General features: G+C 61.8%; 20 protein-coding genes. 18 read left to right on the top strand and 2 right to left on the bottom strand.

What is annotated here, in order from left to right; translation table 11 throughout:
- Nucleotides 1-48 precede the first annotated feature (48 nt).
- The 8 genes from argS to G7048_RS09030 all read left to right on the top strand — a co-directional run bounded on the left by argS (nucleotide 49) and on the right by G7048_RS09030 (nucleotide 11,258).
- The gene (gene argS, locus G7048_RS09065) at nucleotides 49-1,758 is read left to right on the top strand and encodes an arginine--tRNA ligase (protein ID WP_166067818.1); all 1,710 of its coding nucleotides are present in this window, start codon (nucleotides 49-51) and stop codon (nucleotides 1,756-1,758) included.
- 23 nt (nucleotides 1,759-1,781) lie between these two features.
- The gene (locus G7048_RS09060; RefSeq protein WP_166067817.1) at nucleotides 1,782-2,519 is read left to right on the top strand and encodes an SPOR domain-containing protein; all 738 of its coding nucleotides are present in this window, start codon (nucleotides 1,782-1,784) and stop codon (nucleotides 2,517-2,519) included.
- Between the two features lie 67 nt (nucleotides 2,520-2,586).
- The gene (locus G7048_RS09055; protein ID WP_166067816.1) at nucleotides 2,587-3,237 is read left to right on the top strand and encodes a thiol:disulfide interchange protein DsbA/DsbL; all 651 of its coding nucleotides are present in this window, start codon (nucleotides 2,587-2,589) and stop codon (nucleotides 3,235-3,237) included.
- Between the two features lie 229 nt (nucleotides 3,238-3,466).
- On the top strand, nucleotides 3,467-4,123 hold the full coding sequence (gene lptA, locus G7048_RS09050) for a lipopolysaccharide transport periplasmic protein LptA (protein ID WP_166067815.1): 657 nt from the start codon (nucleotides 3,467-3,469) through the stop codon (nucleotides 4,121-4,123).
- Between the two features lie 44 nt (nucleotides 4,124-4,167).
- Complete coding sequence (gene lptB, locus G7048_RS09045; RefSeq protein ID WP_205750388.1) at nucleotides 4,168-4,944, top strand: LPS export ABC transporter ATP-binding protein; 777 nt, start codon at nucleotides 4,168-4,170, stop codon at nucleotides 4,942-4,944.
- Nucleotides 4,945-5,000: 56 nt separating this feature from the next.
- The gene (locus G7048_RS09040) at nucleotides 5,001-6,608 is read left to right on the top strand and encodes an RNA polymerase factor sigma-54 (RefSeq protein ID WP_166067813.1); all 1,608 of its coding nucleotides are present in this window, start codon (nucleotides 5,001-5,003) and stop codon (nucleotides 6,606-6,608) included.
- A gap of 18 nt (nucleotides 6,609-6,626) precedes the next feature.
- Entirely contained in the window at nucleotides 6,627-7,064 is a 438-nt protein-coding gene (locus G7048_RS09035; protein ID WP_166067812.1) for a thioesterase family protein, read from the top strand.
- A gap of 456 nt (nucleotides 7,065-7,520) precedes the next feature.
- The gene (locus G7048_RS09030) at nucleotides 7,521-11,258 is read left to right on the top strand and encodes a M36 family metallopeptidase (protein ID WP_166067811.1); all 3,738 of its coding nucleotides are present in this window, start codon (nucleotides 7,521-7,523) and stop codon (nucleotides 11,256-11,258) included.
- Between the two features lie 39 nt (nucleotides 11,259-11,297).
- Here the strand turns inward: G7048_RS09030 and G7048_RS09025 are convergent, their stop codons facing one another.
- On the bottom strand, nucleotides 11,298-12,224 hold the full coding sequence (locus G7048_RS09025; protein WP_166067810.1) for an aspartyl/asparaginyl beta-hydroxylase domain-containing protein: 927 nt from the start codon (nucleotides 12,222-12,224) through the stop codon (nucleotides 11,298-11,300).
- A 208-nt stretch (nucleotides 12,225-12,432) separates the two neighbouring features.
- Nucleotides 12,433-12,771: a tRNA-binding protein gene (locus tag G7048_RS09020; RefSeq protein ID WP_166067809.1), complete on the bottom strand. Its 339-nt coding sequence runs from the start codon at nucleotides 12,769-12,771 to the stop codon at nucleotides 12,433-12,435.
- A gap of 126 nt (nucleotides 12,772-12,897) precedes the next feature.
- On the opposite strand from G7048_RS09020, the gene G7048_RS09015 reads away from it, so the two are divergent.
- From G7048_RS09015 to G7048_RS28440, 10 genes are all read left to right on the top strand, one after another.
- Nucleotides 12,898-14,172 carry a class I SAM-dependent RNA methyltransferase gene (locus G7048_RS09015; RefSeq protein ID WP_166067808.1) on the top strand — a complete coding sequence of 425 codons (1,275 nt, stop codon included), beginning with the start codon at nucleotides 12,898-12,900 and terminating at the stop codon, nucleotides 14,170-14,172.
- Nucleotides 14,169-14,657 (top strand): putative toxin-antitoxin system toxin component, PIN family, encoded by a 489-nt coding sequence (locus tag G7048_RS09010; RefSeq protein WP_166067807.1) that lies wholly within the window; start codon nucleotides 14,169-14,171, stop codon nucleotides 14,655-14,657. The genes G7048_RS09015 and G7048_RS09010 overlap by 4 nt, the downstream gene beginning before the upstream one ends.
- 37 nt (nucleotides 14,658-14,694) lie before the next feature.
- The gene (locus G7048_RS09005; protein WP_166067806.1) at nucleotides 14,695-15,513 is read left to right on the top strand and encodes an alpha/beta fold hydrolase; all 819 of its coding nucleotides are present in this window, start codon (nucleotides 14,695-14,697) and stop codon (nucleotides 15,511-15,513) included.
- Between the two features lie 222 nt (nucleotides 15,514-15,735).
- Complete coding sequence (gene sugE / locus G7048_RS09000) at nucleotides 15,736-16,053, top strand: quaternary ammonium compound efflux SMR transporter SugE (RefSeq protein WP_166067805.1); 318 nt, start codon at nucleotides 15,736-15,738, stop codon at nucleotides 16,051-16,053.
- 171 nt (nucleotides 16,054-16,224) lie between these two features.
- Nucleotides 16,225-17,526, top strand: a complete 1,302-nt coding sequence (locus G7048_RS08995; protein WP_166067804.1) for a UDP-N-acetylglucosamine 1-carboxyvinyltransferase — start codon at nucleotides 16,225-16,227, stop codon at nucleotides 17,524-17,526.
- A 508-nt stretch (nucleotides 17,527-18,034) separates the two neighbouring features.
- A complete protein-coding gene (locus G7048_RS08990; RefSeq protein WP_166067803.1) occupies nucleotides 18,035-18,817 on the top strand; it encodes an IclR family transcriptional regulator in 783 nt (260 codons plus the stop codon).
- A 34-nt stretch (nucleotides 18,818-18,851) separates the two neighbouring features.
- The gene (locus G7048_RS08985) at nucleotides 18,852-19,967 is read left to right on the top strand and encodes a CaiB/BaiF CoA-transferase family protein (protein WP_166067802.1); all 1,116 of its coding nucleotides are present in this window, start codon (nucleotides 18,852-18,854) and stop codon (nucleotides 19,965-19,967) included.
- A 56-nt stretch (nucleotides 19,968-20,023) separates the two neighbouring features.
- Nucleotides 20,024-20,308, top strand: coding sequence for a hypothetical protein (locus G7048_RS08980; protein ID WP_166067801.1), 285 nt, complete (start codon nucleotides 20,024-20,026; stop codon nucleotides 20,306-20,308).
- Between the two features lie 4 nt (nucleotides 20,309-20,312).
- On the top strand, nucleotides 20,313-20,684 hold the full coding sequence (locus G7048_RS28445; RefSeq protein WP_240933075.1) for a transposase: 372 nt from the start codon (nucleotides 20,313-20,315) through the stop codon (nucleotides 20,682-20,684).
- A gap of 35 nt (nucleotides 20,685-20,719) precedes the next feature.
- Nucleotides 20,720-21,100, top strand: coding sequence for a transposase (locus G7048_RS28440; protein WP_240933223.1), 381 nt, complete (start codon nucleotides 20,720-20,722; stop codon nucleotides 21,098-21,100).
- The last annotated feature ends 84 nt before the right edge of the window (nucleotides 21,101-21,184 follow it).

Raw genomic sequence — 21,184 nt, 5'->3', positions numbered from 1 at the left:
AACGCCACTTGATGGGCATCAGATGACCGCGCCACGTAAAATTGGCGGATGCTCTCCGTCAAACAGGAATTGCTCGCAGCTCTGGCTGCCGAGCTCGAAACACTTTCGCCCGGCGCTGGCGCGCGTGCGGCTTTTGAAAACCCCAAGGTCGCGGCCCATGGCGATTTCGCCTGTACTGCTGCCATGCAACTGGCCAAGCCGCTCAAGGCGAATCCGCGAGCGCTCGGTGAACAATTGAAAACCGCTCTGGAGGCTATGCCAGCATTCCAGAAGTGGGTCGATGCCATCGAGATCGCCGGTCCCGGCTTTTTGAATATCCGCCTCAAGCCCGCGGCCAAGCAGGAAATCGTGCGCGAGGTGCTTGGTCAAGGCGACAAGTTCGGCTTTCAGCCCGAGCGCGGCGAAAAGGTGCTGGTCGAGTTCGTCTCCGCCAACCCGACCGGCCCGCTGCACGTGGGGCACGGCCGTCAGGCGGCGATTGGCGATGCCATCAGCAATCTGTACGCAACCCAAGGGTGGCAGGTGCACCGCGAGTTCTATTACAACGACGCGGGCGTGCAGATCGACACCCTCACCAAGAGCACGCAGTTGCGCGCCAAGGGCTTCAAGCCGGGTGACGAGTGCTGGCCGACCGACTCCGAGAATCCGCTGGCCAAGAATTTCTACAACGGTGACTACATTGCCGACATCGCCCAGGCGTTCCTGAACAAGGAAACCGTCAAGGCCGATGACCGCGAGTTCACCGCCAATGGCGACGTGGATGACTACGAGAACATCCGCAACTTCGCCGTGGCCTATCTGCGCAACGAGCAGGACAAGGATCTGCAGGCCTTCAATCTGCAGTTCGACGAGTACTACCTCGAGTCGAGCCTGTACACCAACGGCTACGTCGAAGACACGGTCAAGCGGCTGATCGACAGCGGCTACACCTACGAGCAGGATGGCGCGCTGTGGCTCAAGTCCACCGAATTCGGTGACGACAAGGACCGCGTGATGCGCAAGACCGACGGTCACTACACCTACTTCCTGCCGGATGTGGCCTATCACATCCAGAAGTTCAAGCGCGGCTACGGCAAGGTAGTGAACATTCAGGGCACCGACCACCACGGCACGATCGCCCGCGTGCGCGCTGGCCTGCAGGCCGCCAATGTGGGCATTCCGCAGGGCTACCCCGACTACGTGCTGCACACCATGATCCGCGTGGTGCGCAATGGCGAAGAGGTGAAGATCAGCAAGCGTGCCGGTTCGTACGTGACGCTGCGCGATCTGATCGAGTGGACCAGCAAGGACGCCGTGCGCTTCTTCCTGCTGTCGCGCAAACCCGACACTGAATACACCTTCGACGTGGACTTGGCGGTTGCTCAGAACAACGACAATCCGGTGTACTACGTGCAATACGCCCATGCCCGCATCCAGTCCGTGCTGCGCGCATGGCAAGAGCAGGGCGGCGCTGGCGTGCCGTCGCTCAAGGATGTGGACCTGTCGGCACTCGAAGGCCCGCAGGCTCAGGCCCTGATGTTGCTGCTGGCCAAGTATCCCGAGATGCTGACGGCCGCCGCCACTGGCAATGCGCCACACGATGTTACTTTTTACCTGCGCGATCTGGCCTCTGCTTACCACTCGTACTACGACGCAGAGCGTATCCTCGTGGACGACGAAAAGGTCAAGCTGGCGCGTCTGGCGCTGGTCGCAGCGACCGCACAGGTGTTGCACAATGGCTTGGCCGTTCTGGGCGTCTCGGCTCCGGAACGCATGTAAAACGAGTGACTACAAGCGGATTTATGAACGTTAACAAGCAACGTGGCGGTCTCATTCTGGGGCTCATCCTGGGCGTGCTCATCGGTCTGGCGGCTGCGCTGGCCGTGGCCGTCTATGTGACCAAGGTGCCCGTGCCTTTCCTGAACAAGAACGCCACGCGCGGCTCCGATCAGGACGAGGCCGAGGCCCAGCGCAACAAGAACTGGGATCCGAACGCCACGTTGCACGGCAAGAATCCGGCCAAGACGACACCCGCCTCGACCCCGTCGGACGCCACCACGGCACCTCCGGCGGTGACGGGCACGGTGACGCCTGCTCCGGCACCGACGCCTGCGCCAACGCCATCCGCTTCTTCCGCCACTCCCTCCACAGCCACGGCATCCGCGCCCAAGCCAGCCGCCTCGTCGGCCACGCAAACGGCTCGCCCTGCACCCTCGACCACCAGCAGCGATCCGCTGGGTGATCTGGCGCGTGCCCGTGCGGCGGCGGCTCCTGCGCCGACACCGGCTCCGACCACGACCGACCCGTTCGACTATTTCGTGCAGGCGGGTGTGTTCAGCAACCAGAGCAATGCCGACGCGCAGCGCGCCAAGCTGGCGATGCTGGGCTGGGAAGCGCGCGTGAGTGAGCGCGAACAAAGCGGCCGCACCGTGTTCCGCGTGCGCATCGGTCCGTTCGGCAAGCGCGATGACGCGGATTCGCTCAAGGGCAAACTGGACGGGGCCGGGATCGATACCACCTTGGTTCGTGTGCAACGCTGAACTTTTTTGACGCACATCGCTCACAATCACCAGTTGCCACAAAAAACTGAAGAGGAATGTTCATCTCATGAAACGCCGCGAGTTTTCCCTGTCCACCGCCTCGGCGGTCGCCGCTTCCGCCCTGACACTGCCACTGTCCATGAACGCGCAGGCTCAAGCGCGTGCCTTCAAGGAAGGCAAGGACTTCATCAAGCTCAAGAAGCCCGTGGCCACCGATGCGTCCGCTGGCAAGGTCGAGGTGATCGAGTTCTTCTGGTACAGCTGCCCGCATTGCAATGCCTTTGAACCGGCTTTCGAAGCCTGGGTCAAGAACGCGCCTGCCAATTTGAGCATCCACCGCATTCCGGTGGCGTTCAACGCCAGCTTCGTGCCGCAGCAGAAGCTGTACTTTGCGCTGGAAGCCATGAACCTGCTGCCCAAGCTGCACACCACCGTGTTCCGCGCGGTGCACGTGGAGCGCAAGCCGCTGAACAAAGACGACGCGATCTTCGAATGGATCGGCCAGCAAGGCGTGGACGTGGCCAAGTTCAAGGAAGCCTACAACTCCTTCAACACAGCCAACCTGCTGCGCAAGGCGACCCAATTGCAGGAAAGCTACCAAGTGGAAGGCGTGCCTTCCATGGGCGTGGGCGGCAAGTACTACACCGACGGTACGCTGGCAGGCAGCATGCAGAACGTGCTGCAGGTCGTCGAATATCTGGGCTCGCTCAAGGCCTGACGGACGAATGGACAGACCAGCCACCGGTCTTTCGTGAAGCATTGAAAAGCGCATCTTCGGATGCGCTTTTTGTTTTTCGGCTCAGCAATTGCCGTTCATGTGCGATTGATAGTATTCGAGCGTCATTTTTGCGTGTTTGTTTTCCTGTTCTGTTCCACACTGGAAAAATCGACTTCCGGTACGCACGAGCACCGGGTTCAGTACAATGCTTGAGCAAGATTCATGCCCTATGAAAACCAGACTTATCCCGCTCCTTTTTAGCTGCTGCCTGTTGGCGCTCGGCCCCGCCGTGGTGCATGCGGAGCGTGCCGACCGCGACAAGCCGATGAACATCGAGGCCGATACGCTGCGCCACGACGAGCTCAAGCAGATCAGCGTGTTCACGGGCAACGTGGTGATGACCAAGGGCACCATCGTGCTGCGCGGTGCCCAGCTCGAAGTGCGTCAGGACCCGGACGGCTTCCAGTACGGCACGGTGACGGCTGCTGCAGGCAAGCGCGCGTTCTTCCGCCAGAAACGCGACTCGGCTCCCGGTGCACCCCACGAATATGTGGAAGGCGAGGGCGAGGTGATCGAGTACGACGGCAAGGCCGACATCGTCAAGTTCATCCGCCGTGGCGAACTGCGCCGCTATCGCGACACCGCGCTGACCGATCAGGTCAATGGCGCGCTCATCGTCTACAACAACATCACCGACGTGTTCACGGTGGATGGCGTGAAGAACACGCCCCAGCCGTCCGGTCAGGCCGGAACGCCCGCAGGTCGTGTGCGCATGACGCTCACGCCCAAGGAAAAGCCCGCCGAAGGCGGCGCGCAGGCTCCCAAGCCCGAACGCGCGGGTGAAGCGCCCGTGCTGCGCTCCAGCCCAGAACTGAGCACCAAGTGAGCGTGGGAAAAGCCGAGATGAACAACGAGCGCCGTGAGCCCTCCATGAACGGGGCTGCTCCCACCGCCAGAGTCGATTCGGAAAGCCGCCTCGAAGCCCTGCACCTCGAAAAATCCTACGGCAGCCGCAAGGTCGTCAAGGACGTGTCGCTGTCCGTGCGCAAGGGCGAAGTGGTCGGTCTGCTCGGCCCCAATGGCGCGGGCAAGACCACCTCGTTCTACATGATCGTGGGTCTGGTGCGCAGCGATGCGGGCGAGATCTACATCGATGGCCAATCCGTGCAGAACCTGCCGATCCACCGCCGCTCGCGCCTGGGGCTGTCGTATCTGCCGCAGGAAGCCTCGATCTTCCGCAAGCTCAACGTCGAAGAAAACGTGCGCGCCGTGCTGGAGCTGCAGCAGGACGAAAACGGCCATGCGCTTTCGCGTGCGGTGATCGAGGAACGCCTGACCTCGCTGCTGCAGGAGCTGCGCGTTGATCATCTGCGCGAATCGCCAGCGCTCGCACTCTCCGGCGGTGAACGCCGCCGCGTGGAAATCGCCCGTGCGCTCGCCACCCAGCCACGCTTCATCCTGCTGGACGAGCCATTTGCCGGTATCGACCCGATTGCGGTGATCGAAATCCAGCGCATCATCGGCTTCCTCAAGGAACGCGGCATCGGCGTGCTCATCACCGATCACAACGTGCGCGAGACGCTGGGCATCTGCGACCACGCCTTCATCATCAGCGACGGCCATGTGCTCGCGCAGGGTACGCCGTCCGAGATCGTCGACAACGCCGATGTGCGCCGGGTGTACCTGGGCGAACACTTCCGCATGTAGTTGGGTGACATGGGCAACGTCTTGACGGTGAATATCGCGAAACAAGGCTGCAGGCCATGAAGCCGGGACTGTCGCTTCGGGTCTCGCAGCATCTGGCGCTCACGCCACAGCTGCAGCAGTCGATCAAGCTGCTGCAGCTCTCCACACTGGAGCTGGAACAGGAAGTCGAGCAGATGCTTGACGACAACCCCTTTCTGGAACGCACGACCGAGGAAGCTCCGCGCGAGGAGTTCGGCCTCGAACGCGCCGACCAGCCCGCCAGCGAAGACGCTGGTGATGCGGACGGCGCGCTGTATCAGGCGCCCACTTCCAGCACCTCCACCACGTCGACTGCTTCCGACGAGTCTTCCACTTCCTCTTCAGAATCGGACTCGCCCGCTGCAGGCTCCGAGGTCTCCGAGCAAGTTGACTGGGAAGGCGACGGCACCGTCGAGATGGCACCCGACGACGGCGAGTGGGGCGGTGACGCGCCCGCGCGCAACAACACCAGCAGCTCCGGCGACGAAGAGGTCGATGCCATCGACCTCGCCGGTTCGCACGAATCGCTGACCGACCATCTGCACCGCCAGGCGCTGGCCCTGCATCTCTCCGACATCGACAGCGCCGCCGTGCGCTTTCTCATCGAATCGCTCAACGACGACGGCTATCTCGAAGAATCGCTGGCCGAACTGGCGCTCGCCTTGGCCGGTGCAGATGCGCCAACCGAAGATCTGGAAGAACTCGTGCACCGCTTCACCGTGGCGCTGCGTTTGCTGCAAAGCCTCGATCCCGCAGGCGTTGGTGCGCGCAATCTGAGCGAATGTCTCACGCTGCAACTGCACGGCATGAACCTCGACGAAGAGGGCGATCCGGCCATCATCGCGGTCGCGCTGCGCATCTGCCGTGATTCGCTCGACCTGCTGGCGCGCAAGGACGTCAAGCGCATCATGCAGGCCTGCGCCGCGCCGGAAGAATCCACCCGCGCCGCGATGAACCTGATCGCGCGTCTGGAGCCACGGCCCGGTCGTCGCTTTGCCGATGTGCAGCGCCAGATCATCGTGCCCGACGTGATCGTCAAGAACGTCGGTCGCGGTGCGCAGATGCGCTTCACCGTGCAGCTCAATTCCGACGTCATGCCGCGCCTGCGCGTGCACGATATCTACGCCAACGCACTGCGCGGACAGCGCGGCAACGAGGCCAATGCCGGGCTGCAGCAACGCCTGCAGGAAGCGCGCTGGTTCATCAAGAACGTGCAGCAGCGCTTCGACACCATCCTGCGCGTGTCCACCGCCATCGTCGAGCGCCAGAAGAACTTCTTCGTGCACGGCGAACTGGCCATGCGCCCACTGGTGCTGCGCGACATCGCCGATGAACTCGGCCTGCACGAGTCCACCATCAGCCGCGTGACCACCGCCAAGTACATGTCCACGCCGCAAGGCACGTTCGAGCTGAAGTATTTCTTCGGATCGGGCCTCGGCACCGAGACCGGCGGCAGCGCGTCGAGCACGGCGGTGAAGGCGCTGATCAAGCAATTGCTCAGCTCCGAAAACCCCAAGAAACCGCTCTCCGACAGCAAGATCGCCGACATGCTCGCCGAGCAAGGCATCGAATGCGCGCGCCGCACCGTCGCCAAGTACCGCGAAGCGCTCAAGATTCCGCCTGCCAATCTGCGCAAGGCGGTCTGACAACCCGAACCCTGCACCATGCCCCGCGTCATCTTCGAACTGCCCGACCACTTCGCCTTCAGCACCGAGGTGCAGATCTACATCAGCCATGTGAATCAGGGCGGACATCTGGACAACGCGCAACTGCTGAGCCTGGTCTCCGAGGCACGCCTGCGCTTCTTTCAGGAGATCGGCTTTCCCGAACCCGAGCTGCCCGATGTGAGCATTGTGGTCGGCGACATCGTCGCGCAGTACAAGTCCGAAGGCTTTCACGGCGAAGTCATGTGCATCCGCATGACACCCGCCGACTTCAATCGCTACGGCTTCGATCTGGTGTTCAGCGTGACCGAAAAATCCCAGAGCCGCGAAGTCGCACGCGGCAAGACCGGCATCGCCTTCGTGAGCAAAACGAGCCGTAGCGTGGTGCAGATTCCTGCGGCCACGCATGCGAAGCTGCTGGCGATGAGCAAGGACTGACGCCATCTTTGCCTGATGCGGTGTGTGCGTGAAAGACCGCGCCAGTCAAAGGTAACAAGTTGCGCCTTTGCGTGATGCCGCCTTCGCCTCAGGAAGCCGATTGACGTTCTGCACATGTGTTCGCAAACGTTTTGGGGCCCTCTATCGCATGCCCTCCGGAGGGCCTGTTGTCTGGCGAAGTTGTGCGCACTTGGATGACAAGCCGTGACGAGCGTAACGGCAAGAATGGCCCAAGCTCGGTCATTTCCAACGAAACAAACTGACAACTGCTTTTGCGTCGCTCGGCCCAATACTTTGGCCGAGCGACGCCGCGTCCCGCAACGCACTTCGCCCATGTGAAGTTCCGTTCTGTCCATAAACCAATCGACCTGAGTGCTTCGCAAAGAACAAGCGCGAGTCGATTGGAAATATGCAGGGAGGTACAGCATGCAGAAGAACAGGAGAACCCGTCGGCCCATGGCCGCGGCAGTGGCAAGCGTCTGTCTTGTCATGGCATTCGATGTGTCCGCTCGCGATCTGGCCCATGTGGATGCATTGCAGAGTGCTGCGCCTGCCGCACGGGCCAAGAGTGCGCCTGCCACCCCCAATACCGTCAAAAAAATGACGCGCGACGAGCGCTTGGGAATACCGACGTTCATGGCGCTTGATCCTCAGAAACAGCCGTCCGTCAGCACGCGACAGAAATCTGCTCAGGATGCGGTGAGCGCCGCGCGCAGCGAGTTCAAATTCGTCGCCCACTTGTATGGCGTCAGCGAGCAGGAGCTGGATGCCGCGCCTGCAAGAGTTCAGCACACCCTGCCCAACGGCGCAAAACTGGTGCGTTTCGGCAATCGGTTGAACGGCGTCGACATCTTCCGCGAGCAGGCCACGGTGCTGCTGAATGCACAGTCGCGGGCCGTGAACATCGGCGGCTATCTGGGAGGCACGCAAGCCGCCAAGACAACCAAGGCGGCCTTGGTTGCCCCATTGGCTGCAGCAGACGCGGTCGCTGTGGCGTTGCATGACTTCGACTTTCCGGCCAGTGTCGCGTCGCAATTGTTCGAGCCGACGGAGCCGCGCGCCAGTGCTTCCAGCAACTACCGTTGGTTGGCCTTGCCCGATGGAGTGGCGGGTGAGCGTGGCGGCGTGCTGGAGTCTCCTGTGCGCTACAAGCCGACGTGGTTTCGTCTGCCGGAGGGTTTGGTGGCGGGCTTCTACATCGAGCTTCGGGTGCGTGAGGGCGATGAGCAGAACGCCTATTCCTATGTGATCGCGCGCGACGATGGCCGGCTGCTGTTTCGCAACAACCTGACGTCACACGACGCTGCGCCGCATGCGTTCACCTACAGCGTCTGGGCCGATCCTGTGACCGGAACGCCGTATCCCGGCCCGCAAGGTCTGGATCTGAATCCCTATCCGCAAGCGCAACCGAATGGCTATGCCATGCGATTGAGTCCCGCATTTCAACTCACTTTGGCCAACGCCCCGTTTTCCCGAAACGACCCCTGGGTGGACGAAGCTGCGAATTCCCGAGTCCAGTTTTCATACGGCAACAACGCGCGTGTTTTTGCCGATCTGGAGAACCCGAAAGGCTACAGCAGCTCTCCTGTCTCCATGGCCGTGGCCTGTGGGGCGCGCGCAGATGTCACGCAGGTCGATTTCTTCGCGTGTTCAACCTCGTATTCGTTCGTTTACGGCTACGACTTTGCTGCAAGCGCCACCAAGAACCGCGAGCAGATTTCCAGCTCTGTGGCCAATCTCTTCTATGTCGTGAACTGGTTGCATGACTGGTTCTACGACGCTGGCTTTGACGAGCTTGCGGGCAACGCACAGGCGAGCAACTTCGAGCGCGGCGGGCTGGAGGGCGATCCGATCACGGCGCAGGTGCTGCAGTTCGCGCGCGTCAACAATGCCAGCATGGAGACGCCTGCGGATGGGGATTCTCCGGTGCTGCGGACCTTCGCCTACAACGCGGGCGCGCCCACGCGCAGCGCCGCGTTGGACAACACCATCGTTGCGCATGAATGGGCGCATTACCTCAGCAATCGCCTGATCGGCAATGCCAACGGGTTGACCTCGCGGCAGTCCGCCGGGCTGAGCGAGGGGTGGGGCGACTTTCTGGCATTGCTGGTCACCGTCACCGAGCAGGACAGACGGAAGCCCGGCAATGAACAGTACCAAGGCGCGTATGCGCAGGCGGCCTATGCGAATGCGGGCACGGCCCAACCGGCAAGCGATCCGAGCAATGGGGCCTATTTCGGCAGTCGGCGCTATCCGTATTCGACGGACATGGCGAAGAACCCGCTCACTTTCAAGCACATGCAGGATGGCGAGCCGTTGCCGGAGGGCGTGCCTCGCCATCCCGGGCTGAGTGCATCGACCGATCCGCTGCTCACGGCCAACTCGCAGTTGCACAACACGGGCGAGGTCTGGGCGAGCATGCTGTGGGAGTGCTATGCGGCCATGCTCAACACGCGGCCATTCCCGGAAGCACAACAGCGCATGAGAAATTATCTGGTCGCCGGAATGAAGCTCACGCCCGTTCTGCCGACCTTGCTCGAGGCACGCGATGCCTTGCTTGCGGCTGTGGCGGCCAGTGATCCGCAGGATTACGCCAGTTGCCTCGGCGGATTTGCCAAGCGTGGCGCAGGGCTGGATGCCACCGGGCCGGATCGCCTGACCATGACGAATCAGGGTGTCGTGGAGAGCTACAACGCAGGCCCATTGCTGGCCATCGAAAGCATGGCGTTGTCGATGGCCGACGAGCCATCCCGACGCTGCGATGCGGACAAGGTGCTCGACAACACAGAGACGGGGGCGCTGTTCATCCAACTGATCAATCGCGGCAACACGGCCATCAACAATGTGACGCTCGCATTGAACGCTAACGATCCGCACATCGCCTTTCCGAAGGGCACGGTGCGGACCATCGACACGCCAATCCCGCCAGGACAACGGCGCACACTGGTGCTGCCCCTGTATCTCGCAGGCATGGCGACGTATGGCAGCGCCCGGATCGATGCGCGCATCGTGGCCGCCGACCCGCAGGTGCTCACCTTCGGCAAGAGCATTGATGTCTGGCTGAATGCGGACATCAAAGAGCAGAACAGCGCATCGGACTCCGTCGATGTCTGGCCCGGCGGAATCGACGATCGCGGTTCATGGGCGATCGCGGGCGACGGCAGCGAGCACTGGTATCAGCTCGCCATTCCGAACGAGCGAGCCATGGCGGGCATGTACACGCCTGCGCTGCAGGGCAGTGCGGCGGAAGACCTTGTTCTCACCTTCGATCAGGAATACGACTTCGGCGCCGACGCGACCAACGGTGGGCAGCTCATGGTTTCCGTCGAGAGTTCCGTGGACCGGCCCTTGAGTCAGAGCATCGTACCGTACACGGGACAGATCTGGTGGATGAGGGGCGCCATGGCCAACACCAATCCACTGCGCAGCCAGACCGCATTCACAGGCAAGTCCAACGGCTGGATGCGTAACGTGACAGTGAATTTGGGGCGCGAGTACGCAGGCAAGACCTTGCGGCTGGGCTGGCGGGCGGGGGCTGCGGACCAAGGAAATCCAGACGCCTCTCAGTTCTGGCGCATCGACAACATCCGCTTGAGTGGAGTGAGCAACAAGCCGTTCGCGTCGATCCAGTCCAGCGAGAAAAGCTGCGTCAGTCTGATCGCCCAAAGCGGTGCATCCCAATCCGCACAAGCGGGTGGTGCATTCTCCGAGCCGTTGGTGGTGCAGTTGGCCGACGTGTCGGGCAACCCGATTGCGCGGGCGGGCGTGCCGGTCACGTTTGCCGTGGCCAATGCCACGAACCGTGCTGCAGACAGTGCGAGCGCCATCTTCGCAACCGGCCTGCGTGCGGGTGTCGTCACGGATGAAAACGGGCGCGCCCAGTCGCCGATGCTGCAGGCGAATGCGTTGGCGGGAGACTTTGTGATCACCGCATCCACAGCGCTGGGTGGTTTGGTCCACTTTGCGTTGAGCAACGTCGATCCCGCGAGTGCGGTGGCCATTCCGGCGGCTCAGATGGAGACGGCGGCGGGCGGCAGCACCACGAACTCCCCCAGCACGCGGCAGGACGCAGTCGCGTCGAACCCGACAGCCGTTCCCACCATGTCCCCGCTGGGGCTGTTGCTCATGGCGCTGTCAGTGGGGGCTCTGGGCTGGCGGTTCGTTCCCCAAAACAAAGCGGCTCGCAAGCTGTGACTTGCGAGCCGCTGATCTGCGCGTGAAGCGGAAGCCGATTCAGAGCTTCACAAAAATCGCCACAATCCCCGCCAGCGCTGCGAGCATCAGGCCGAACTTGGTGAGCTTGTAGGCCGTCTTGTTCCATGCCTTGAAGCGGCGGCGGTACTGGCCTGCGTAGAACGAAATCTTGAACAGTCGGCTGATGAGGCCGCGCGGGTCGCCTTCGTTGTTGGGCGAGCTGGCGGCGGCCACGACGTTGGTGCCCACCCAGCGGTTGAGCCACTGGGCGAAGCCGTTGGTCATCGGGCGCTCCACGTCGCAGAACAGCACGATGCGGTTGCCGTTGGTGCGATTTTCGGCCCAGTGCATGTAGGTCTCGTCGAAGATCACGCCTTCGCCTTCGCGCCAGCTGTAGGGCTGGCCGTCCACCGAGATCATGCAGTTGTCGTCGTTGGGTGAGAGCAGTCCGAGGTGGTAGCGCAGCGAACCGGCATACGGGTCGCGGTGCAGATTGAGCTTGGCTCCGGGCGGCAGCTCGGCAAACATGGCGGCCTTGATGGTGGGAATCTTGGCGACCAGCGAGGTCGTCACCGGGCACAGCTCCATCGCGGATGGGTGGGCGTCGCCGTACCACTTCAGATAGAAGCGCTTCCAGCCGGTCTTGAAGAACGAGTTGAAGCCCGCGTCGTCGTTGTTGGCCGCAGCCTTGATCTGCATGTTCTTCTGCAGGTTCACGGCTTCTTCGCGGATTTCGCGCCAGTGTTCCTGCAGCGGTGCGAGCTCGGGGAAGGTGCTGGTGGGCAGGTAGGGCGTCTTCGGCACCTTGGAGAACGCCAGCATGAACACGTTGATCGGCGCTGTGAACGTGGAGTGATCGAACAGCTGCCGCATCGCCTTGTGCCGCACCTTGCCACGCATGTGCATGTACAGACCGCACAACGGGAACGTGAGGAGGACGAGGAGGAGAATGATTTTCAGGGCCATGGATGATGTGCGCCGCTCGAGTGTCAAGCGGGCGTTGGGGGGCCCGCATGCTGTCGGGATGGCCTTGGCGCCAAGGTCATCCTGTGTGTGGATTTCTATAGGGCAAGTTTAGCGGTTTGCCGTCTTCACGGGGGAATTCGGCCTTTCGCGAGCGCGCGCGAATCCCTGTGCTTTTGCTGTGCGCTTTCGTATTGATAGCGCAATCTCTTTAAAGCAGGCGCGTGCCGAGCGGCACATCCTTGTCGGGCACGCACAGCGCCACATCGCCGTCGGCATTGTGAAAACCGGTGACCAGGCATTCGCTCATCAGTGGGCCGATCTGCTTTTTCGGGAAATTGACGACGGCGACGACCAGTCGGCCGACGAGCGCTTCGGGCTGGTACAGCGTGGTGATCTGGGCGCTGGATTTGCGGATGCCCAGCTCTGGGCCGAAGTCCACTTGCAGCTTGTACGCGGGTTTGCGGGCTTCCTTGAAGACTTCGGCGGAGACGATGCGGCCCACGCGCAGCTCCACCTTCATGAAGTCATTCCAGCTGATTTCTTCCATTTTGGGTTGCTCCTTGACTGCCTCAATGATGCCTGCGCCGGGCGCTCCCATTTGTAGAGCAACGCTTGAACTTTCTTCCTGCAAATCGCTGGGAAAAGCGCGAACGCGTATGCTTGCGCCCCAGATATGAATCCTTTGCAATTGTTTTTGCCCTGCGCCGCTGGCGTCGAGGGCTTTCTGGCCGATGAGGTGCATGCCATCACCGGTTTCAGCGGTCACGACCTGATGGTGGGGCGTGGCGGCGTGATGGTGCGCGGCACCTGGCGCGATGCCATGCTGCTCAACCTGCACAGCCGTCTGGCCCAGCGCGTGCTGATCCAGCTCTCGCAGACCCTGTACCGCAGCGAGAACGACCTCTACCGTGCCGCCAGCGATGTGGCGTGGGAGATCTGGTTTTCCACCCGCGAGACCTTCAAGATCGAGATGACGGCGCAGCACAGCCCGCTGACCAGCCTGAACTTCGCCGCGCTGCGGGTGAAGGATGCGATTGCCGACCGCTTTCGCGCCAAGAAGCAGGACCAGCGCCCGAGCGTGGAAACGCGCCATCCGGATGTGCGCGTGCACGTCCACCTGACGACCGACGAGGCGACCATCTACATCGACACCTCGGGCGAGGCGCTGTTCAAGCGCGGCTGGCGCGAGGACAAGGGCGATGCGCCGCTCAAGGAAACGCTGGCTGCCGCGATGATCGCCGCGACCGGCTGGGACCCGCATGGCGACAATCCGCAGCCGCTGTATGACCCCTGCTGCGGCTCGGGCACGGTGGTGATCGAGGCCGCGCAGATCGCGCGCCGCATTCCGGCCGGCATTCTGCGGCGCTTTGCGTTCGAGAAGCTGGTGCCGTTCCAGAAGCATGTCTGGGACGCGATGCTCGACGAGGCCGAAAGCCGCATCCTGCCCGACAGCCCGGTCGGCATCTACGGCTCGGACATCTCGTTCCGCATGGTCGACTTTGCAGGCAACAACGCCGATCGCGCCGGTGTGGCCGAAACCATTCAACTGCGCGGCGGTGACGCGCTGCAGCGCATGCCGCCCAGCGATGTGCCCGGCATCATGCTGCTCAACCCTCCGTATGGCGAGCGCATTGCCGCCGCCGGTTCTGCTGGTCGAAATGCCCTCGAACGCATGGACGTGGTCGAGCGCGTGGGCCGCGAAACCGCGCAGACCGAAGACGGCGTGGAGTTCTTCAACCAGTTGGCTTCGCACTGGAAGAAGAACTACAGCGGCTGGAGCGCCTACATGCTCACGCCCGACATGAAGCTGCCCAGCAAGATGCGCCTCAAGGAATCGCGCCGCACGCCCATGTGGAACGGCCCGATCGAGTGCCGTCTGTTCCGCTTCGACATGATCAAGGGCGCGGTCAAGCCCCGCAAGCCTGCCGAAGAAGGTGGCACCGCGTGAGGATTGTTCTGCGCTGGCCGCATTGCAACGAGGACTACGAAGGGGCCGATCCGCGCCCCGTCGTGCTTGACACCAACGTGGTGCTGGACATGCTGATCTTCGACGATCCGCACATCCCGCCGATCCGCGAACTCGTGGCCGAAGGCAAGCTGCGCTGGATTGCCGATCAGGCCCAGCGCATCGAGCTCGAACGCGTGCTGCAATACAGCCAGATCGCGCCGCGCGTGGCCTACTACGGCAAGACCGTGGAGGGCGTGCTGGCGGCCTTCGATGCAGCGGTCGAATACGTGCCCGAGGCGCAGAAGATCCGCTTCACCTGCACCGATCCGGACGACCAGCATTTTCTCGATCTGGCCAGCGCCCATCAGGCCCTGCTGGTGAGCAAGGACAAAGCCGTGCTCAAGCTGCGCAAGCGCGTGGCGCAGTATTACGGCGCGACGGTCGGCAACATCGTGGAATATGCCGAGCAAGAGGTGGCGGTCTGAGGGGCTTGTTCAAGCAGCCGATTGAGACAACAAGATCATGAGCGCAACCATCAACGAGAAGATTCAGGTCAACGACCACTGGGTGAGCACGCCGCAAGGCCGCCTCTTCGTGCGCGAGTGGAAGCCCGCTGCGGCGGACGACGCGCTCGCACCCATCGTCATGTTCCACGACTCGTTGGGTGCGGTGAGCCTGTGGCGCGATTTTCCGAAGGCGCTGAGCGCGGCGACCGGGCGCACCGTCTATGCCTACGACCGGCTGGGTTTTGGCCAGTCCGATGCGCGCACCGACCAGCCCTCGCTGCATTTCGTTTTTGAAGAGGCCAGCAAGTATTTCCCCAAGCTGCGCGAGCAACTTGGCATCCAGCGCTTCGTTGCACTTGGCCACAGCGTGGGCGGCGGCATGGCGGTGTGTTCGGCGACGTCTGCGCCGCAAGATTGCGATGCACTCATTACCATCGGCGCGCAGGCGTTTGTCGAGGAATGCACCAAGCAGGGCATTCGCGAGGCGCAGAGCGTGTATTCCGACGCCACGCAGTTCGGGCGCCTCGCGCGCTACCACGGCGACAAGACGCGCTGGGTGCTGGATGCGTGGATCGAAAGCTGGCTGCACCCCGACTTTGCGGACTGGTCCATCCGCGAGCAACTGCCGCTTTTGCGCAGCCCCACGCTCGCGCTGCATGGCGAGTTGGATGAATACGGTTCTGCTGTGCAGCCCGAGGTCATCGCGGGGCTGAGTGGTGGCGAGCCATCGCGCATGATGCTGCTCCAGGGGCTGGGCCATGTGCCGTATCGCGAGAACGAGGCGCTGGTGGTCGGTCATATTGCTGACTTTCTGCGCGAGCACGCATCCTGTTGACGATGGGCGGTGTTGCGCCGCAACCACCCATGAAACGCCGGGCCGATTCGGCAAGACCAGCCAAAATCAGTGTGCTGATTTAAGATTCACCCCAGTTCAACGAATGAACGGCGCGCGGCCTTCGCGATGCCCTTCAAGGACGACCTTGCATCGCCAACGGCGGTGGTTCATTCGCCATTCCGGGACGACCCGGCCAAACCCTTTTCAAACAAGGAGTTCATCATGGCCTGGGTTTTTCTTCTGCTTGCTGGTCTGCTCGAAATCGTCTGGGCGTTTTCCATGAAGCAATCGCACGGCTTCACGCGGCTGTGGCCGAGCGTCATCACCATCACCACCATGATCGCCAGCTTCGGCCTGCTGTCTGTGGCGATGCGCAGCCTGCCGCTGGGCACGGCCTACACGATCTGGACGGGCATCGGCGCGGTGGGTGCGTTCGTGGTGGGCGTCATGTTCCTTGGCGAACAGCTCACGTTGATGCGTGTAGGCGCGGCGGTGCTGATCGTGAGCGGGCTGGTGCTGATGAAGCTGTCTTCCAACTGAGCGCGACCCAGCGCATTCGGACACAATTTTTGACCTATGCGAAGCCGGTCAAACAGACCGGTTTCCACAGGGGCGGCGCACACAGCGTACAGTTAAGGGATAGCGAATAAATCGCGCGACAATCCTGTCCTTGATTCATCCCAGCCAACTGTTGTTCTCCCCCACACTGCCATGTCCAATCTGATCGTGCACGGCGGCAAGCCGCTGCGCGGGCGCATTACGCCGTCCGCCAACAAGAACGCGGTGCTCCCCATTCTTTGTGCCACCCTGCTCACGTCCGAGCCGCTCAAGCTGATCGGCGTGCCCGACATCACCGACGTGCGCAAGATTCTCGACATCTACCGCGTGCTCGGCAGCGATGTGCAGTGGGACCGCGACGCGGGCGTGCTCTCGCTGCACCACAAGAACACCCATTTCGACCCCGCCAAGCACCATCTGCCCGAGGAAATGCGCTCCTCCATCATGCTGGTGCCGCCGCTGCTGGCGCGTTTTGGCGTGGCGCGGCTCGAAGACAACGTCAAGGGCTGTACGCTCGGTGTGCGCGAGATCGATCCGCACGTCGAGGTGTTCCGCAACTTCGGCGGCCTGGTCGAGCGTTCGCTCGGCTCGCTGCTGATCCACCGCGACGGCCCGCTCAAGGCCGTCAAGCACTGGCTTGATTACGCTTCGGTCACCACCACCGAGAACTTCGTGCTTTGCGCCGTGGCCGCCGATGGCACCTCGACGCTCAACAACGCCGCGTCCGAGCCGCATGTGCAGGAGTTCTGCCGCTTCATGCAGATGCTGGGAGCGCAGATCAAGGGCATCGGCACCTCGCGCGTCACCGTGATCGGCGGCGCGCCTCTGGGCGGCGGTGAATTCCGCTTCGACGAGGATTTTCACGAAATCACCACTTTCCTCGCGCTCGGTGCGATCACCGGCGGCGACGTGATCGTGAAGAACTCCGCACCCGACAACTTCCCGCTGATCGACCGCACCTTTGCCAAGTTCGGCGTGCATGTCGAGCACAAGGACGGCTGGTCGCGCGCCTGGCGCGACGGCCCGCTCAAGGTGCAGACGCCGTTCACCAGCAACACGCTGACCAAGGTGGAAGCCGCTCCCTGGCCTTATTTCCCGGTCGACCTGCTGCCTATTTTCATAGCACTCGGCGTCTCGGCCGAGGGCAACGCCATGTTCTGGAACAAGGTGTACGACGGCGCACTCGGCTGGACCGGCGAACTCTCCAAGTTCGGCGCGCACGTGTTCTCGTCCGACCCGCACCGCATCATCACCTTCGGCGGCAGCAAACTCGCGCCCGCCACGGTCGAGAGCCCGTACATCATCCGCGTGGCGATCGCGCTGTTCATGGTGGCGGCCAGCATCCAGGGCCGCTCGGAAATCCGCAACGCCACCCCCATCCGCCGCGCCCATCCGCAGTTCGTGGAAAACCTGCGCAGCCTGGGCGCGCAGGTGGAGTGGACCGAGGAAGAATAAGCCAGCAGTCCATCTGCCAGCTTTTGACGGCGGCCCTTGTCCAGTTCTCTGGCAAGGGCCGCTGTGATTTCTGGGGTGCCACTTGGGTCTCAGGTGATTTATAAGTAGTAACCCTAGGCTTTCGAAGCCTATGGCTCAGGGTTTCTTGGTAAAAACCCTATGTCGGTTTATACTTATACACATAGGGCAACCCCTAGCAGTCGCGGTGTACGAGATGCACATCGCCGATTGCCCAAAAGGCATCTCATGGGAACACCACCATGCGTTACGTTATCGAATCGTTGATCGAATTCATCCAAGAAGCTCGCGAAGCTCATCTGGAAATCGCGAACCAGTAAATTCGCCGCTTGCTGTGCCGCAGTGTCTTGCGGCATGAGAAGCAAAAAGAGTCAGGCTCCACCGTTGGGATACGTTGGAGCTTTTCTTTTGCCCGTTTTCAGTTGAACTTTGAATAGAATTTGGAAAATCGAGACAGAAGTCTCATCCAAACAACAATCAAAGGGCATTCATGAATTCCGATGCAGACGGCAAGTTGGTCAGCGCACTGGTCAGAGGCGTGTCCATCCTGGCGTGCTTCTCGAACAAGCGCCAGGAACTGAGCGGCAAGGAGCTCATGGACCTGACGGGCCTGCCCAAGCCCACCTTGTTTCGGCTGACCGACACGCTCTGCGAGCTGGGGTTGCTGCGCTATTCGGAGCGCTTGTCGAAATTCGTGCCCGGCATCGGGCTGCTCAATCTCTCGTCGCCTGTGCTCGCGCGCATGCATCTGCGGCAGTTTGCGCGCCCGCAGATGATGGAGCTGGCCAATTACATCGGCGGGCAGATCCAGATCGGCGTGGGCTCCGGTCAGAAGCTGGTGCTGGTCGAACTGGCCAACGGCATGGACAACAAGGTGTTCACCCCGCAGATCGGGGTGGGCATGTCGCTCTCGCGCACTGCCACGGGCCGCGCCTATCTGCTGTGCCTGCCCGAAGACGAACGCGAAGCCTATCTGAAGCAACTGGCCGAGCGTGATGCCGAACGCGCCAAGCAACTGCGCGAACGCCTCAAGGACGCGCGCCACGATCTGGCCACCCACGGCTTCTGCCGCAGCCATGGCGACCTGCACCGCGAAATCCAGTCGATTGCTGTGCCGCTGTCCCTGCCCATCGACGGCGAGCGCTGGGTGATCGCCGCTTCAGTTCCCACCTACAACCCCAAGAGCCGCGAGCTGGAAACCGACATCGGCCCGCGCCTCATCACGCTGGTGCGCTCGGTCGAAGGCGTGCTGGGCGCATCCAGCTTGTCCTGAATCGGACATTCAGATCAGAAAAAAGGAGACAACCGTGAGCAAAGTACTCGACAGCATCCGCGTTCTGGAAATCGGCGGCCTCGGCCCCGGCCCGTTCTGCGCCATGCATCTGGCCGATCTGGGGGCGGATGTGATTTCCGTCGTGCGCGAAGCCGAAAACACCGGCCCCACCGGCACGTTGCTCAATCGCGGCAAGCGCTCGGTGTTTGCCGATTTGAAGAGCGAGGCGGGCAAGCAACTTGTGCTCGCCCTCGTCGCCAGCGCCGACGTGCTCATCGAAGGCATGCGTCCCGGCGTGATGGAGCGCCTGGGTCTCGGCCCCGAAGAATGCCTGCGCGTGAACCCCAAACTCGTCTATGGCCGCATGACCGGCTGGGGTCAGGACGGCCCGCTCGCGCCACGCGCCGGACACGACAACAACTACGCCTCGGTCGCAGGCGCGCTCTGGGGCTGCAGCCCGGCCGACGCCCGCCCGGTCTCCTCGTTCGCGATGGTGGGCGACATCGGCGGCGGCGCGCTCTACCTCATGACCGGCCTGCTCGCGGGCATCATCCAGGCCCGCCAGACCGGCAAAGGCACGGTCGTCGATGCCGCCATCGTCGACGGCGCGGCCCACATGCTCAACCTCGCTCTCAGCGCCCGCCAACGCGGCATGGTGGCCGACGAACGAGGCCAGAGCATGTACGACAGCGCGCCGTTCTACGACACCTATCTCTGCGCCGACGGCAAACACATCACCATCGGCTCCATCGAGCCGCAGTTCTACGCGCTGCTGCTGCAGACACTCGGCCTCGCTGGCGACCCCGATTTCGCATCTCCCCAACATGACCGCGCCGCTTGGCCCAAACGCCGCGCGCGTCTGCAAGCCATCTTCATCCAGCACCCACGCGAGCATTGGCAGCAAGTATTTGAATCGACCGACGTGTGCTTTGGCGCGGTGCTCAGCCCGCTGGAAGCATCACAACACCCGCACATGAAAGCGCGTGGCGTGTACAACGAGCAAGGCGGCGTTCTGCAAGCCGCGCCCGCGCCGAGGTTTGATGGGGTAGCTTACGACACGCCTTTGGCGTGCAAGGCCGGGGCGCATACGCGTGAGGTGTTGGATGAGTTGGCTAAAGGCGTAGATGGCCGGATTTGGATCAATCGCTGATGTGAGCGGAAGAGCGATTTCATACCACTGCGTAGCGTGGATTTTTAAGGATCAACATGGCGTCTTTGGAATTAATCAACTTGCGGTTGAAGCTTGCAGCCAACATTCTGGATGGCGCAGCCTCGGATATTCGTGATGCCGACTATCAGCCAAGAAGCGAGAACATCCTAAAAATCGGATGTGCGTTGGCCGAAATTTTCGAGATTCAACACCGTATCTATGTCACGCACCCTCATCTGATGCCCGCATATCTCAGCAAAAAGGCCATGCATTCAGAGATGGACAAACTGCTGACTCGCTACATGTATGTTGCGTTATGGCCTGTTCACCTAAATAGTTGAGTGCATGTCAGAGCAGCGAGAATCGCTCGCCTGCATGCACATCACCCGCTCTCAGTTCAAACGTATCCGTCACCTGCTGCCCAAGCCTCGCGGCAGCAAGTTGATCAGCCACTACAGGTTCCTTAATGCTTTGGCCTACATGGCCAGCAACGGGTGCAAATGGCGAGCTTTGCCACGCAGATTCGGGCCCTGGCACACCGTGTACATGCGGCTGTATCGCTGGGCCCATAGCGGCGTACTTGCCGAAGTTCTTAACCATCTGCAGCAACAGGCACTTAGCCAGTGGGCTGTTCAAGCGTTGAGCCTGGACTCCACCATCGTCAAAGTTCACCCTGATGGCTGCGGGGCTCAGAAAAAAACGGACCACAAGCCATAGGCAAGAGTCGAGGTGGATGGAGCTGCAAGATTCACATGGTCGCAGCCAGTTGCAAGAATGCATTGATCTGGAGTTTGACGCCCGGACAAGCCGGAGACAGCCCGGAAGGCCGCAAACTCGTCGAGGCGATTGACGCGCAAGATTCAGCTGTGTATTTGCTCATGGATAGCGCCTATGACAGCGATGACTTGCGTGCAGCAGCTGAGGATCGAAACCTTATCCCGGTTGTCCCTGCGCATCCACGACGCAAGAATCCCTCGCCACTAGATAAGCAAAAATATCGCCAACGCAATGAAGTTGAACGGTTATTTCGGCGGATCAAGGCCTATCGGCGAGTTTTTACCCGCTACGACAAGTTGGATGCAATGTATGCCGCGTTTGTCTCGCTGGCTTTGATCTTTGAGTTGCTTCGGTAACGTGAACAGGCCCTAGCGTTCGAGTTCGCCGGACAAATTGAACAGGCGATTGAGGCTCATCGGGAGTTCATGGATTTGGACGTG

The sequence above is a fragment of the Diaphorobacter sp. HDW4B genome (assembly GCF_011305535.1).
Classification (GTDB): domain Bacteria; phylum Pseudomonadota; class Gammaproteobacteria; order Burkholderiales; family Burkholderiaceae_C; genus Diaphorobacter_A.
Note: the sequence above shows the minus strand (reverse complement) of the source record. Positions and strands in the feature narration are given on the sequence as shown.